The organism is Cohnella sp. GCM10020058 (assembly GCF_042683485.1).
Classification (GTDB): Bacteria; Bacillota; Bacilli; order Paenibacillales; family Paenibacillaceae; genus Cohnella.
Genome location: NZ_JBHUJV010000009.1, coordinates 12,611 through 26,169, shown reverse-complemented (window position 1 = coordinate 26,169; position 13,559 = coordinate 12,611). Strand labels below are relative to the sequence as shown.

Sequence of the window (13,559 nt, the reverse complement as noted above, 5' to 3'; positions counted from 1 at the left end):
GCTATGGATATCACCAACAATGCTTCTCGTATCCCGCCGCTCGGTCTTTCCCTTAGTCGTATCGCATGCGTGACCAGCTGCCGGGCAGCGGACATTCACGAAGCGATCTCGGCGCAGCTCCATTTAAAACGTGTATGGGCGCACGGCGATACGCTAGGCTATCCCGTGTTCCGCATCGAAGCCGTCGCCATCTCCCGGATCGCCCGCGACATCGATCCGGCTTGCTCAATCGAGGTAATCCCGCTAAGAAGAAGGTGAGCGTCGCTGCATGAAAAGGAAGAGACCCGAATGGTGATGAGCTCGGGTCTCTTCTTTGCTGACGATCCTGCCGTTCCAGCGGGCCCTCTTCCGCGTATCGTCGTGCTCGTATACGTCGTGCTCATATCGCTTGCTGCGTATCGTCGTACTCATATCGTCGGCTGCGTATCGTCGTGCTTATATGCGTCGGCCCTGTATCGACGTCCGCGTATCCTCGCCCGCGTCGTTCCTTTGCCGCAATGCCTGCAAATATACATCTTTCTCCACCATTATCGGCCCTTCTGACCAGGATAGATGCAAAAGCGCAGTTATTTTACTCCATCAGCCGAATTTCCGGTTTGCTTTTTGAATTTGCCTGCACATTTGCTGGTATTTCATCAGGTCTCGTTGGTAGGCAGAAAATACATGTATAAACGCAGGTTTTTTACCCCGCAAGCGACTGAAAAGCTCCGGCATGCCCCTGAAAGGTCTGCCATGCCACTGAAAAGCTCCGGTACGCCGAATGTGCGCTTACCTGCCCACGAATCGCCGCCAAAAATACTTTCTGAAGCATCAAAAAAGCGGCTCCCGGAAAGGAACCGCTTGATGTCTTAAGTATGGCGGAGAGGGTGGGATTCGAACCCACGCACGCCTTGCGACGCCTAGATGATTTCGAGTCAACCCCCTTGGACCACTTGGGTACCTCTCCGCAGCAAGGAATATCGTATCACAGATCAGGACAACTTGCAACACTATGTTGCGACCAATTTGCGATCTAATTGTACAAGCTTATTCCGCCTCTTTTTCGGCTGCATTCGTTTCTTCACGCGGCGCCGCCTGCAGCATTTTTTTCATGCTTTTCTCGAACTTCGCCCGAGGCAGCAGGATGCTGTGCTTGCACTTGACGCACTTAATACGGATATCCATCCCCATCCGGATGATCTCCATCTCATTGGCGCCGCAGGGGTGCGGCTTCTTCATCTGCACGATGTCGCCGAGTCCGAATTCCTTCCTTTCCATCCGTTAGCTCCCCGCCCTCTCCATGGCCTCGATCGAATAATATCGCGGATTGCCTGCGGCTTCGAACGCTTTTTTAACCTCCGCATTCAGATGCCTGGATACGGTGGCCTGCGTATTGGGCCGGCACAGCACCGTCAGTCGCAGGATCACGTCGCTCGCAGTTACCGATTGTATGCCGAGGAATTCCGTCCTGCCTACGATATTCGTATCTTCGAACTTCGCCGCTGCGCTTTTGACGATCTCCGCCATATGATCGAGGTTCTCAGTCGCCGCTACGGACACATCCACGACGGCCAGCGCATTGTTGACCGAATAGTTCGTTACGTCGGAGATATTGCCGTTCGGAAGGATGTACACCTCGCCGGTCCAGCTGCGGATTCGCGTCGCGCGAAGACCGATCATCTCGACTGTTCCTTTGAACTTGCCCCCGACCTCGATGACGTCGCCGACCGAGAAGTGATCCTCGAGAATGACGAAGAATCCCGTGATCACGTCCTTCACCAAGCTCTGGGCGCCAAAGCCGATCGCAAGCCCAATTACGCCAGCACCGGCAAGCAGCGGTGCGAGATTAATATTAAATTCGTTCAGCACGAGCAGCAGGACGATGAAGTTAATAATATAAGTCGCCGCATTTTTGAGCAGCTTCCCCACCGTTTGAACTCTTCTCGTCCGGAGCTTGAGCCGCTTCGATGCTTTGGGATTCATAAAGTTATCTACAATCCGATTGATGATAATGCGAATAATCCGACTGATGATGAGGATAACCAGAATCCGCAGCACTACCTTCAATACGCCCATCCACATGTGGGTATCGCTTAGCGAATCCCAAATATCGCCCATAAATTGCTGCCAAAGCGTAAGCTTTTCCTCGATCGTCTCCCCGGCATCTTCCAGCAAAAAAAGTTGTGGATATCCGGACATCCTCTCTTCACCTCTCTAATCGATTCGTTCGTAGCCGCCGCCGGATGGTCTGAACAAGCCGCGAATCTCTACCTTCTCCTCGACGATGATTCTTTGGACTTGCTCAAGCGCCTCCTGCGGGAATTCGATCGACAGCGCGCAACCCGCCGTGATCTCCTTCGGCGTCGGCCGGATATCGATCTCTACCTCGGCATATTCAAGCAGCATCTCGGCCCGAAGCGCCTGCTGCGTCGAGTCGAACGCGATCAGCAATGAATCCATGGCCTCTCCCTCTTCTTGCATCGGTTGCTAGTCTGCGACCCGAACAAGTATAAATTGTCCCTCTCGTCCATATACTACTACTATTCCATGGAGGAGGCGAAGCGGACGAATGAATGGCGCTTGGGATAAAAGGGCCGGCTATGCGGCGGAAGCCACCGCGCTCTCTTTGAAAATACCCTACAACGAACCTGCCGTCATGCAACGGCTGTCCGAGCGGCTCACGCGAGAGCTGCTTCACCTTCCCTCCGACCGGCAGATCGTCGTCGTCTGCGTAGGCACCGACAGGTCCACGGGCGACGCGCTCGGCCCGCTCGTAGGGACTACGCTCGCTAGGCACGCCCAGGGCTTGTTCGATCTGTACGGCACCTTGGACGAACCCGTGCACGCGATGAACCTGAGCGAGACGTTGTACAAGATCATGCGCAACTCCAAGCAGCCCTATGTAATTGCCATCGACGCCTGTCTCGGACAAGTTGCCAGTGTCGGCTGCATCCATCTCGCTTCGGGCCCCGTACGACCGGGAGCCGGCGTGAACAAGGACCTGCCGCCGGTCGGCGATATTCATATGACGGGCATCGTGAACGTAGGCGGATTTATGGAATACTTCGTTCTGCAAAATACGAGACTCAATCTGGTCGTGAAGATGGCCGACATTATCGCCGGCTGCATCTCCACAGCCATTCGCAATATTCGCGGCGTGCCTATTCCTTACGCGTTGCCTGACTGATTGCTGTCTTCTCCTCCGGCGTCAAGGGGTAGCTCGACTCTCCCCTGGACAGCGGCTTCGCATACAAGAAGGTCTGCTCCCGGCTATGAATGCCTGTCAAGACGACGCCGTCCTGCTCTTCGTTGACAATCGCGACCGCAAAGCTGATCTCTCCGCCTTGATCGGAGAATGCATTGAACCGGTGAACGCCTACGCGACCCTTGAGCGCCGCTAGGCGTTTTTCTTGGTTTGCCATCGTCGCGTCCTGTACAGCTTGCTTGGCCTGCACGTCTGCCATCCGATCGTGAACTTTCGCCAGCACATCTTCAAGCTTCGGCACGCCGGTCTCCCCAATCATGCGGCGGTGCGCGCGTGCGAGCTTGGACAGCTTGACGCTTAAGATAATGACCCAGACCAACAATATGATAATCAATATGCCGGCGCCGCCTAGCGCCGCCAAGCTTGCATCTTCGTCCATCCCGTTCACGCTCGATTGCTCCTCCGCTCTCCGGATCGGATCGGTCCCGCAGATACTGGACCTCCGTCCGCCATTCTGCGTCCCTTATGCCCGCATCGTATCTCCTATCTCTTGCACGGCTCTTACCAACGATACAATATCCGATTGCTCCGTAAAATATCCTGGGCTGGCTCTTACTGCCCCTGTCTCCGTTGTTCCTGCACTCTCATGTCCGAGCGGCGTGCAGTGGAATCCGGACCGAACGGCGATGCCGAACTGACGGTCCAATAGGAATGCCGTCTCGGAAGGATCGACGTCCTCCAGCGTAAATGCGACGATCGCCGTCCGCTCTACCTCTGGTCCCGGACCAAGTATGCGCACGCCCCGAATCTCCGAAAGGCCTGCCATAAGCTCCCGAGTCATACTCAGCTCCTTGGCATGGATACGCTGCACGGTCTCGCCAAGGACGTATCGTACACCTTCCGCAAGGCCCGCTATGCCGACTGTGTTCGGCGTGCCTGCTTCATACCTGTCTGGCCTCGTAGAAGGCTGCTCAGGCGATTCCGAACGACTCCCGGTGCCTCCATGCATGAGGGGCTCCAGATCGAGTTCAGGCCGGATGTATAGACCCCCCGTTCCCTGTGGTCCCAAGAGTCCCTTATGTCCCGGAAATGCCAGCATATCGATATTCATCGCTTCTACATCGATCTCCAGCACGCCCGCGCTTTGTGCTGCGTCGACGAGCAGCGGCACGCCGGCCGCTCGCGTTACATCGCCGATGTCGCCGATGGGCGTTATCGTTCCGAGCAGGTTCGAGCTATGCGTGACTGCCACGAGCTTCGTCGCCGGCGTGATCGCTTGCCTGACCTCGTTAGGATTCAAAATACCGTCAGCGCCGACAGATACATAGGTTACTTGAATTCCCAGCTTGCGCTTCAATGCCTCAAGCGGGCGCCGTACGGAGTTGTGCTCCATCGCTGTCGTTATGACATGATCTCCGGGCTTCAGCAAACCTTGAATGGCTTGATTAAGCGCGTGTGTCGTGTTTAGCATAAAAGCAATATCGTTCGGGTTTGCAATCTTGAACAGGCGCGCCAGCATCTTGCGTCCTTCAAAGAGAACTCTGCTCGCCTTCACGGCCATCTCATGACTGCCTCGACCAGGATTGGCTGCGGCTTCGCGCATCGCCCTCTCCATGGCTTCCAGCACGCCTGGAGGCTTCGGCCAGGAGGTCGCAGCATTGTCCAGATAGATCAATGGCCTTTCCTTCATCGAAGAGCCTCCTCTTCCCACACCTACTATTGTAATAATCTTAAACTCGATATAGAGATGGCGTAGCGCTTAGAACAAAAACGGCCTCGCTCTTGGCATTCCAAGTGCGAAGCCGTTTTATTTTCCGCTCCGTCACGAGCCTTCGATCGTGGATGGCAGATCTTATGCTTTGATCGCTTGCAGGATCTCTAGCAAACGCTCCAGATCCCCTTTGCTAAAGTAAGCCAATTCAATCCGACCCTTTTCTTTGTTCGGCTTGATACGCACCGTTGTCTGGAATCTTTCGCGCAGCGTTTCTTCAATCTCTTCAATGTACGGGTCGCGTTTTTTAGGCTTTGACTTGATGGTTTTCCCTTTAACGACTGCGTCCATTTGTTGCACGGCGTTCTCCAGCTCGCGGACGCTCCAGTTGTTAGCCAACGTCTGCTTTGCAAGATCTTTTCGTTTGGCGTCTTCCTTGATCCCCGCCAATGCTCTGGCATGTCCCATCGACAATGTTCCACGTGAAACATGTTCTTTGATCTCATCCGGCAGCGCGAGCAAACGAAGGAAGTTGGCAATGTGGGAACGAGACTTGCCGACTTTAAGCGATAGCTCCTCTTGCGTTAAAGCAAATTGATTCATGATCGATTGATACGCAATGGCGACTTCAATTGCATTCAAGTCCTCACGCTGTACGTTTTCGATAAGCGCGATTTCCATCACTTGCTGATCGCTATATGCACGGACAACTGCCGGAATCGTCGGATTGCCAAGAAGCTGTGATGCCCGGAAACGTCGTTCGCCCGCAATGATCTCGAAGCCGCGGAGTGCCGTCCGAACGATGATTGGCTGAATGACGCCATGTTCGCGAATCGATTCGGCTAGTTCTTTGATCGCTTCTTCTTCAAACGTCTTACGCGGTTGATAGGGATTCGCGCGGAGCTGCGCCAATGGAATCTCTACGATCTTGTCGTCTTCCTTGATGGATAGAGACGTGATCAGGGCATCGAGCCCTTTACCTAGCCGCTTGCTCATACGTAATCACTTCCTTCGCCAGCTCGAGATAAACCTCGGCCCCTTTGGATCTAGGATCGTATGTGATGATCGATTGCCCGTGCGATGGCGCCTCGCTGAGACGAACATTGCGCGGTATAACCGTCTGATAGACCTTTTGTTGGAAGTACTTTTTCACTTCTTCGATGACTTGGATGCCCAGATTCGTTCGAGCATCGAACATCGTGAGCAGAACGCCTTCGATCTGGAGTGCAGTATTCAGATGCTTCTGAACCAGGCGAATGGTATTGAGCAGTTGGCTTAAGCCTTCTAACGCGTAATACTCGCATTGAATCGGAATGATGACCGAGTCGGATGCCGTAAGCGAGTTGATCGTCAGAATGCCCAAAGAAGGCGGACAATCAATCAAGATATAATCGAATTCATTGCGAACCATGGCGAGCGCCTTTTTCAGGCGAACTTCGCGGGAAATGGTCGGCACCAGCTCGATCTCGGCACCCGCGAGTTGAATCGTCGCAGGAATGAGCTTCAGATTCGGCAGAGCCGTATCCACAATCGCCTGTTTGGGGTGGATCTCGTTGATTAAGATATCATAGATGCAATATTCCACATCGGCTTTGTTAATGCCGACACCGCTTGTCGTATTGCCCTGTGCGTCGATGTCCACGATGAGCACTTTACGTCCCAATGTAGACAGACAGGCGCCAAGGTTGACAGCCGTTGTCGTTTTGCCGACACCGCCCTTTTGATTGGCAATGGCAATAATTTTGGACAACCCGTTCACCTCATCGTCAGCCGCCTAACTTGCTGGATTTTCATGAATCCCAACTAGCTTGGATTGCTGTTGTTTTTCTTCGGTATCTTAATAACAATCTCAATATGATCGTCCATATCGCGTTCGCTGGACTTGATCGGGATACCAGAACCCGTGACCATATCTACTGATTGCCGTATGGTATTGATAGCGAGCCGAATGTCCTTGGAAAAGGAGACACGACGCGATTTGGCCGGCTTACTCGCTTCAAGTAGAAATGCGACGCGAGTTTCCGTTTGTTTCACGTTGAGTTCCTTATCGATAATCTCTTGTAGAAGCTTGTCCTGCGCTTCTTCATTCGGTAGCGACAGCATGGCGCGTGCATGACGTTCCGTAATTTTGCGTTCCATCAATGCGAGCTTAACGTTGTCGCCTAGCTGGAGAAGGCGAATCTTATTGGCTATCGTCGATTGGCTTTTACCCAAGCGCTGCGCCAAGCTTTCTTGCGTCAACTGATGCAGATCGATCAGTTTTTGATAAGCGACAGCTTCCTCGATCGAAGTTAAACCTTCGCGTTGAAGGTTCTCGATCAATGCCATAGATGCAGCCTGGGAATCGTTGATTTCTCTTACGATCGCCGGGATGTGTTCCATGCCCAGCTTGGTGACCGCACGCCAACGGCGTTCTCCCGCTATCAGCTCGTATTTTCCATCTCGGACACGGACTACGATCGGCTGTATGATGCCAAGCGTCTTGATCGTCTGACATAGCTCGTCGATCCGGTCGTCATCAAAGACTGACCTGGGTTGATAAGGGCTCGGGACGATATCCACTACGGCAATCTGCCGAACTTCTTCCTGGCCGCTCCGTTCGGACAATCCGAACAAACGAGATAACGGTTCTCTCATGTCTTCCATCCCACCACGTTCATCTGTAATGAGGTTCCGGTAATCGCAAATCTGCCTTGGTCCTAGCAAAACGATCGACAGATTGATAGAGTCTAGTGCAGCCTTTAAAACGACCCTTTTCTAAAACAATATTCGACAGGAGCCGCCGACAGACAGGACATTCTCATGCGGGAACTAGCCATTTCAGGGTGCCCGTTGCATGGAGAAAAGGCAAGGATTCAACCATGCCGGAGGTGCAGAGTGACGAAAAAAGCGCCGCCATTTCACGCCTTCGAGGCGCATATGCGGCACGACGATGTTGCAATACTATTCATATTCTCTATTGTACGCCTGAATCCTTCTCTTGAAAAGACTTTCCTCACTTTGGAGTCTGATTTGTTCCACGTGAAACACAAAATATGGCGATTTTGTTTCACGTGGAACATGAAATTAGATTAGGGGCTGCTTGAGAGGAATTCCCGCTTTGCGAGGATATTCTTTTGGTGTCTTTCCCAACTTACCGATAACGATCAACTGGCGCTCGGATTGCTCGAGCGGAAGCTTAAGCTCTCGCGTATATCTAAGCTTTGCGTTCAGAAGACGGATGCTTCTCGCGCTTTCTTCAAGTTCAGCCGTATGATCCGATCCCTTCATGGCAATGAAGTTCCCTTCAACCTTGGCAAAGGGAAGGCATAGCTCGTTTAATCCAGCCAGTCGGGCGACGGCGCGAGCCGTAACAAGATCGTAACGGTCACGATGCTCATTTAATCGACCGATATCCTCCGCTCTTCCATGGACAAGCATAACGTTGTCCAGTTGGAGCTCATCAACAACCGTCTGCAAAAAACGGATACGCTTGGCAAGGGAGTCGACAATCGATAATTCAAGTTGGGGAAACGCAATTTTAAACGGAATGGACGGGAATCCCGCTCCCGCACCGATATCCGCCATGCTGCTAGCCGACGTCGCTTCAGGCAACGCACCCAAGGTCAATGAATCGTAGAAGTGCTTCTCATAGACGGCGCCGCGTTCTGTAATACCCGTCAAATTCATTTTTTCGTTCCACTCGACAAGCAAGCGGTAGTACGACTCATATTGATCGAGCTGAGTATCGCTCAGCTCGATTCCAAAGTCGACTTGAACCCGCTCGCTGAACCAACGCTGCAGTTCGTCCGCCATCAGCTGCTCCTGGCCGCCGTCACGCGGTTATAATGCTCCAGATGCACGAGCAAAATGGACAAGTCGGCTGGCGTGACGCCGGAGATTCGCGATGCTTGGCCGATGTTAAGCGGACGGATCTGATGTAGCTTCTGTTTGGCTTCCGTCGCCAATCCGTGTACTGCGCTGTAGTCAATATCGTCTGGGATGCGTTTCTTTTCCATCTTAGCCAGCTTCTCGACCTGTGCAAGCTGTTTTTCGATGTAACCCGTATATTTGACTTGAATCTCGACCTGCTCCTTCATATCCTCAGACAAGTCTTCGGGAGAAGGGGAAAAACTTTCGATATGCGCATAAGTTACTTCAGGCCGACGAAGCAGCGTGACGCCGTCCACCGTATTTTGAAGCGGCGCCGAATCGATGGAAGCCAATAGCGCTTGCGTGGCCTCGTCCGGACGGATTCGAATCTCCTTCAATCTCAGGAGCTCTGCCTCCACCTTATGCTTCTTCTCCTCGAACAAGGCAAACCTCGCGTCTGAGATCAGACCGATCTCCTTGCCCAGTGGCGTTAGACGCAGATCCGCGTTGTCGTGACGGAGAAGCAAGCGATATTCCGCGCGGGACGTGAGCAGACGATAAGGCTCGTTCGTTCCTTTCGTGACCAAATCGTCGATCATGACCCCGATATATCCCTGGGAGCGATCGATAATCACCGGCGACTTGTCCTGTGCCTTGCGCGCTGCGTTGATGCCGGCCATAATGCCCTGTCCTGCCGCCTCTTCATAGCCGGACGTGCCGTTGATCTGTCCTGCTGTAAACAAACCGGAAATGACCTTCGTCTCCAACGACGGCCATAGTTGTGTCGGCACAACCGCATCGTATTCGATCGCATAACCGGTACGCATCATCTCCACTTGCTCCAGACCTGGGATAGAACGCAGGATCTGCAGTTGGACCTCCTCCGGCATGCTCGTAGACAGACCTTGCACGTAATATTCCTTGGTGTTCGCACCCTCTGGCTCCAGGAAAATCTGGTGCTTGGGCTTATCGGCGAAGCGAACGATCTTATCTTCAATCGAAGGGCAATAACGAGGACCTGTTCCTTCAATCGCACCGGAGAACATCGGCGCGCGGTGCAAGTTGTCGTTGATGATCTTGTGCGTATCCTCGGATGTATAGGTCAGCCAGCAAGGCAGCTGTTCCCCTGCCCGCTCCGAGTATTCCGTCTCATAAGAGAAATACTTCGGCTTATCGTCACCAGGTTGAATCTCCGTCTTCGAAAAGTCGATTGTATCCTTGTGAACGCGCGGCGGCGTACCCGTTTTGAAACGCACGAGCTTCAATCCGTTCTCGCGGAGCGACTCAGACAGCTTCACCGACGGCTGCTGATTGTTAGGACCGCTCTCATACATCAGCTCGCCCATAATCACCTTGCCGCGCAAGTAGGTGCCTGTCGTGATAACAACAGTCTTGGAACGGTATTCCGCCCCTGTCTTCGTAACGACCCCTCGGCATATTCCGTCTTCGACGATCAGCTCTTCGGCCATTCCTTGGCGAAGCGTCAGCTTCTCCTCCCGCTCGATCGTCTCCTTCATCTCATGCTGGTACAGAAATTTATCCGCTTGCGCACGCAGCGCATGAACTGCCGGGCCTTTACCCGTGTTCAGCATCCGCATTTGAATAAAAGTCTTATCAATATTGCGACCCATCTCTCCCCCTAATGCATCGATTTCGCGAACGACGTGTCCCTTTGCCGGCCCGCCTACCGATGGATTGCAAGGCATAAATGCGATCATGTCGAGATTGATGGTGAGCAACAGCGTCTCGCAGCCCATACGCGCAGCCGCAAGCGCAGCTTCTACGCCCGCATGTCCGGCACCGACGACGATAACGTCGTAATCGCCTGCTAGATATCCCACTGTGGATACACTCCTTTTGGTATTGTAAATATTTATTTACCTAAACAAAATTTTGAAAAAATCTGATCGAGCAACGATTCCGATGCCGTGTCGCCGACAATCTCCCCCAATGACTCCCAGGCTGCCGCGATATCAATCTGGATCAAATCCACCGGTAGCCCTTGCTCCGCACCGTCCATGGCATCCTGAAGCGATCGCGCCGATGCATGCAGCAGCGATATATGCCGAACGTTGCTAACATACGTGGCATCGGCCGACTCAATGCCTCCGCTCATAAAAAGCTTGGAGACGGCTCGTTCGAGATCCTCCATCCCCAGGCCTTCCTTGGCAGACAGAGAAACGATCCGCTCGCTGGAATAAAGGGCGCGTACTTCCTCTTCCTCTAAACGAAGATCCAGGTCCGACTTGTTCAAAATAACGATCGTCGGACGGTCCTTTAGCTCCTCCAGCAAACGTCGCTCCTCCTCGTGAAGCGCATCGCTGCGGCTTAATACGAGCAGTATCAGGTCGGCGTCGCCTAGCGCGCCACGCGAACGCTCCACGCCGATCCGCTCGACGACGTCCTCCGTCTCCCGAATGCCGGCCGTATCGAGCAGACGCAGCGGTATGCCTGACAGCGTAACCGACTCTTCGACGATATCCCGCGTCGTACCCGGAATATCGGTCACAATCGCTCGATTCTCCTTCACCAGCGCGTTCAGTAGCGACGACTTGCCCGCATTCGGGCGGCCAACGATCGCCGTAACGATGCCTTCCCGCAGAATCTTTCCTTCCGCAGCTGTCTTCAGCAGCGTCTCCACCTGCCGAAGCACAGCGCCGCAGTGATCGATGATGACGCCGGCCGTTACCTCTGCGACATCATGCTCGGGATAGTCTATATTGACTTCGACATGCGCGAGCAGCTCGATCAACTGCTCCTTAAGCGGCACAAGGTGCTTCGACAGCGCTCCCTCCGCCTGCTTGCGCGCCACCTGAAACGCCTTCGAGGACTTTGAACGGATCAGGTCGATGACCGCCTCCGCTTGCGTCAGGTCGATCCGGCCGTTCAAAAAGGCGCGCTTCGTAAATTCGCCGGGCTCGGCCATTCGGATCCCGCTCCGCAGCAGCAGCTCCAGCACCGCCTGAACCGCGACGATACCCCCATGCGTGCTGATCTCCACGACGTCCTCCGCCGTGAACGAGCGCGGCCCCTTCATAACGGTGACGAGCACTTCGTCCAGCACGCTGCCGTCATCCGGATCATTAATCCATCCGTAATGCACGGTATGGGATCCTACCTCTCTCAAGTCCTCTTTTGACTTGAAGAGCGGCGCTACCTTGCCGATCGCCTCCGCGCCGCTCACGCGGACGACGGCGATACTGCCTTCTCCGAGCGCTGTCGCTACCGCCGCTATCGTATCTTCATTCATATCGTTCCCTCATTTAGCGCTAAGCTGATATAAACCCCAATACCTGCCATAAACAAAAAACGCAATGGTCCGCTTGCATCTGCAAGCCATTGCGTTGGACATTCATTCACTTGATAGCAATGACGACGCAGCGGTTCGGTTCATCGCCTTGACTGTAGGTGCGCACGTTCGGATGGCCTTGAAGTTTCGCATGGATGATCTTCCGTTCGGAGGCGCTCATCGGCTCAAGCACGATGTCCTTCCTGGTCTTCGCGGCGCGCAGCGCCATCCGGTCGGACAAGGCTTCGAGCGTCTCTCTACGTCTCTTCCGGAACTGCTCCGCATCAACAACGATGCGAAGATGACGGTCCGAGTGACGGTTCGCGACGATGTTCGCCAGATATTGAAGCGCGTCCAAGGTCTGGCCCCTGCGTCCGATCAGCATGCCCAGATTAGCGCCGGACAAGTTAATCAACACTTCGCCTGCGGTCTCGTCCCGCTCGATCTCCACGGTCGAATGCATGGCGTCGGTCACTTCCTGAAGAAAAGCAACCGCGTGATCGACGCCGTCCGGCAGAAGCTCCACCTGTACGCGAGCTTCCTTGGCGCCGATCAGTCCGAACAGCCCTTTGCTGGGCTGCTCGAGCACGGTTACTTTAACGCGGTCCTCACTTACCCCGAGAGTGACGAGGCTTTTTCTTACCGCTTCCTCCACCGACTTTCCTGTTGCTTCGACCTTTTTCATCTGCGATGGCCTCCTTGCCTTTGCCTTGCGGCTCGGCTTTGCGTCCATACATGAAATAGTTCTGCGTGATGGTGTAGATATTACTGAAAATCCAGTAAAGCGGAAGCGCCGCCGGGAACGAAAGCGCCATGACGAAGATCAACACGGGGAAGATCAGCATCAGGCCCTTCATCGCACCCATCTGCTGCGGCTGCTGGGACTGCATCATTTTCGATTGAACGAACGTGGTCAAAGCTGCGATAACCGGGAGAACATAAAACTTGTCCGGCTTGCCGAGCTGGAGCCACAGGAATGTATGCTCATAAACGTTGGCGTTGACGGTAATGGCGCGATAAAGCGCGATAAAAATCGGCATCTGAATGATCAGCGGGAAACATCCTGCGAGCGGATTGACCTGATGCTCTTGGTAGAGCTTCATCATCTCTTCTTGCTGCTTGCGGGTGTCGTCCTTGTACTTCTCGCGGATCTCCTTCATCTGCGGCTGCAGCTTCTGCATCGCCTTGGTGCTCTTGTACTGCTTGATCATGAGCGGCAGGATAATCGTCCGCACGATGATCACGAGCAGAAGGATTGCGAGGCCGTATTCACCATTAAACCATTCGGCGAACTTGTCCAGCATAAGCGAGAACCAGTATACGACATTGCTGTCCCACCAGTTACCATTAGCCAGGTCCGATGTGGTCTTTCTTGTGGTCGGCGGCGTACATCCCGACAAGAAAACCATCAGGGAAACCAGAAGACCCGAGACCATCCAGAATTTGCGATTGCGCAACAACAAACCTCAAAACTCCCCTCTAAAATAACCCCACTAAGGTGGAGCCGTGACTTTGAAGACGTA

Annotated in this window: 15 protein-coding genes and 1 tRNA gene; 2 read left to right on the top strand and 14 right to left on the bottom strand. The window is 53.8% G+C overall.

Annotation, left to right across the window (positions count from 1 at the left end):
- Positions 1-3: 3 nt before the first annotated feature.
- Positions 4-258, top strand: coding sequence for a hypothetical protein (locus ACFSR7_RS15725; RefSeq protein WP_378163109.1), 255 nt, complete (start codon positions 4-6; stop codon positions 256-258).
- A 597-nt stretch (positions 259-855) separates the two neighbouring features.
- Here the strand turns inward: ACFSR7_RS15725 and ACFSR7_RS15720 are convergent.
- The 4 genes from ACFSR7_RS15720 to ACFSR7_RS15705 all read right to left on the bottom strand — a co-directional run bounded on the left by ACFSR7_RS15720 (position 856) and on the right by ACFSR7_RS15705 (position 2,439).
- Positions 856-946: transfer RNA gene (locus ACFSR7_RS15720), tRNA-Ser, on the bottom strand.
- An 80-nt stretch (positions 947-1,026) separates the two neighbouring features.
- Entirely contained in the window at positions 1,027-1,257 is a 231-nt protein-coding gene (locus ACFSR7_RS15715) for a DUF951 domain-containing protein (RefSeq protein ID WP_378163107.1), read from the bottom strand.
- Between the two features lie 3 nt (positions 1,258-1,260).
- Positions 1,261-2,178, bottom strand: a complete 918-nt coding sequence (locus ACFSR7_RS15710; protein WP_378163105.1) for a mechanosensitive ion channel family protein — start codon at positions 2,176-2,178, stop codon at positions 1,261-1,263.
- Between the two features lie 15 nt (positions 2,179-2,193).
- Entirely contained in the window at positions 2,194-2,439 is a 246-nt protein-coding gene (locus ACFSR7_RS15705) for a putative Se/S carrier protein (RefSeq protein WP_378163103.1), read from the bottom strand.
- Positions 2,440-2,548: 109 nt separating this feature from the next.
- On the opposite strand from ACFSR7_RS15705, the gene yyaC reads away from it, so the two are divergent.
- Entirely contained in the window at positions 2,549-3,166 is a 618-nt protein-coding gene (yyaC, locus tag ACFSR7_RS15700) for a spore protease YyaC (protein WP_378121759.1), read from the top strand.
- On the opposite strand, the gene ACFSR7_RS15695 is transcribed toward yyaC, so the two are convergent.
- The 10 genes from ACFSR7_RS15695 to ACFSR7_RS15650 all read right to left on the bottom strand — a co-directional run bounded on the left by ACFSR7_RS15695 (position 3,141) and on the right by ACFSR7_RS15650 (position 13,472).
- On the bottom strand, positions 3,141-3,623 hold the full coding sequence (locus ACFSR7_RS15695) for a DUF4446 family protein (RefSeq protein ID WP_378164601.1): 483 nt from the start codon (positions 3,621-3,623) through the stop codon (positions 3,141-3,143). The two genes, yyaC and ACFSR7_RS15695, sit on opposite strands and share 26 nt — an antisense overlap.
- Positions 3,624-3,707: 84 nt before the next feature.
- The gene (locus ACFSR7_RS15690; RefSeq protein WP_378163101.1) at positions 3,708-4,874 is read right to left on the bottom strand and encodes an aminotransferase class V-fold PLP-dependent enzyme; all 1,167 of its coding nucleotides are present in this window, start codon (positions 4,872-4,874) and stop codon (positions 3,708-3,710) included.
- 162 nt (positions 4,875-5,036) lie between these two features.
- Positions 5,037-5,891, bottom strand: a complete 855-nt coding sequence (locus ACFSR7_RS15685) for a ParB/RepB/Spo0J family partition protein (protein WP_378163099.1) — start codon at positions 5,889-5,891, stop codon at positions 5,037-5,039.
- Positions 5,872-6,645 carry a ParA family protein gene (locus tag ACFSR7_RS15680; protein ID WP_378121762.1) on the bottom strand — a complete coding sequence of 258 codons (774 nt, stop codon included), beginning with the start codon at positions 6,643-6,645 and terminating at the stop codon, positions 5,872-5,874. Before ACFSR7_RS15680 ends, ACFSR7_RS15685 begins: the two co-directional genes overlap by 20 nt.
- A 53-nt stretch (positions 6,646-6,698) precedes the next feature.
- Positions 6,699-7,532: a nucleoid occlusion protein gene (noc, locus tag ACFSR7_RS15675; protein WP_378163097.1), complete on the bottom strand. Its 834-nt coding sequence runs from the start codon at positions 7,530-7,532 to the stop codon at positions 6,699-6,701.
- A 429-nt stretch (positions 7,533-7,961) separates the two neighbouring features.
- Entirely contained in the window at positions 7,962-8,690 is a 729-nt protein-coding gene (gene rsmG / locus ACFSR7_RS15670; RefSeq protein ID WP_378163095.1) for a 16S rRNA (guanine(527)-N(7))-methyltransferase RsmG, read from the bottom strand.
- A complete protein-coding gene (mnmG, locus tag ACFSR7_RS15665) occupies positions 8,690-10,588 on the bottom strand; it encodes a tRNA uridine-5-carboxymethylaminomethyl(34) synthesis enzyme MnmG (protein ID WP_378163093.1) in 1,899 nt (632 codons plus the stop codon). The genes rsmG and mnmG overlap by 1 nt, the downstream gene beginning before the upstream one ends.
- 32 nt (positions 10,589-10,620) lie before the next feature.
- Complete coding sequence (gene mnmE / locus ACFSR7_RS15660; RefSeq protein ID WP_378163091.1) at positions 10,621-11,997, bottom strand: tRNA uridine-5-carboxymethylaminomethyl(34) synthesis GTPase MnmE; 1,377 nt, start codon at positions 11,995-11,997, stop codon at positions 10,621-10,623.
- Positions 11,998-12,103: 106 nt separating this feature from the next.
- Positions 12,104-12,721 (bottom strand): RNA-binding cell elongation regulator Jag/EloR, encoded by a 618-nt coding sequence (gene jag / locus ACFSR7_RS15655; protein ID WP_378163089.1) that lies wholly within the window; start codon positions 12,719-12,721, stop codon positions 12,104-12,106.
- Positions 12,645-13,472: a YidC/Oxa1 family membrane protein insertase gene (locus ACFSR7_RS15650; RefSeq protein WP_378164600.1), complete on the bottom strand. Its 828-nt coding sequence runs from the start codon at positions 13,470-13,472 to the stop codon at positions 12,645-12,647. The genes jag and ACFSR7_RS15650 overlap by 77 nt, the downstream gene beginning before the upstream one ends.
- Positions 13,473-13,559: the final 87 nt, after the last annotated feature.

Bases quoted from the DNA above. Each gene is read 5' to 3' on its own strand.
- ACFSR7_RS15725 (WP_378163109.1), top strand. From the start codon at position 4: ATGGATATCACCAACAATGCTTCTCGTATCCCGCCGCTCGGTCTTTCC.
- ACFSR7_RS15715 (WP_378163107.1), bottom strand. From the start codon at position 1,257: ATGGAAAGGAAGGAATTCGGACTCGGCGACATCGTGCAGATGAAGAAG.
- ACFSR7_RS15710 (WP_378163105.1), bottom strand. From the start codon at position 2,178: ATGTCCGGATATCCACAACTTTTTTTGCTGGAAGATGCCGGGGAGACG.
- ACFSR7_RS15705 (WP_378163103.1), bottom strand. From the start codon at position 2,439: ATGGATTCATTGCTGATCGCGTTCGACTCGACGCAGCAGGCGCTTCGG.
- yyaC (WP_378121759.1), top strand. From the start codon at position 2,549: ATGAATGGCGCTTGGGATAAAAGGGCCGGCTATGCGGCGGAAGCCACC.
- ACFSR7_RS15695 (WP_378164601.1), bottom strand. From the start codon at position 3,623: ATGGACGAAGATGCAAGCTTGGCGGCGCTAGGCGGCGCCGGCATATTG.
- ACFSR7_RS15690 (WP_378163101.1), bottom strand. From the start codon at position 4,874: ATGAAGGAAAGGCCATTGATCTATCTGGACAATGCTGCGACCTCCTGG.
- ACFSR7_RS15685 (WP_378163099.1), bottom strand. From the start codon at position 5,891: ATGAGCAAGCGGCTAGGTAAAGGGCTCGATGCCCTGATCACGTCTCTA.
- noc (WP_378163097.1), bottom strand. From the start codon at position 7,532: ATGAGAGAACCGTTATCTCGTTTGTTCGGATTGTCCGAACGGAGCGGC.
- rsmG (WP_378163095.1), bottom strand. From the start codon at position 8,690: ATGGCGGACGAACTGCAGCGTTGGTTCAGCGAGCGGGTTCAAGTCGAC.
- mnmE (WP_378163091.1), bottom strand. From the start codon at position 11,997: ATGAATGAAGATACGATAGCGGCGGTAGCGACAGCGCTCGGAGAAGGC.
- jag (WP_378163089.1), bottom strand. From the start codon at position 12,721: ATGAAAAAGGTCGAAGCAACAGGAAAGTCGGTGGAGGAAGCGGTAAGA.
- ACFSR7_RS15650 (WP_378164600.1), bottom strand. From the start codon at position 13,472: ATGGTCTCGGGTCTTCTGGTTTCCCTGATGGTTTTCTTGTCGGGATGT.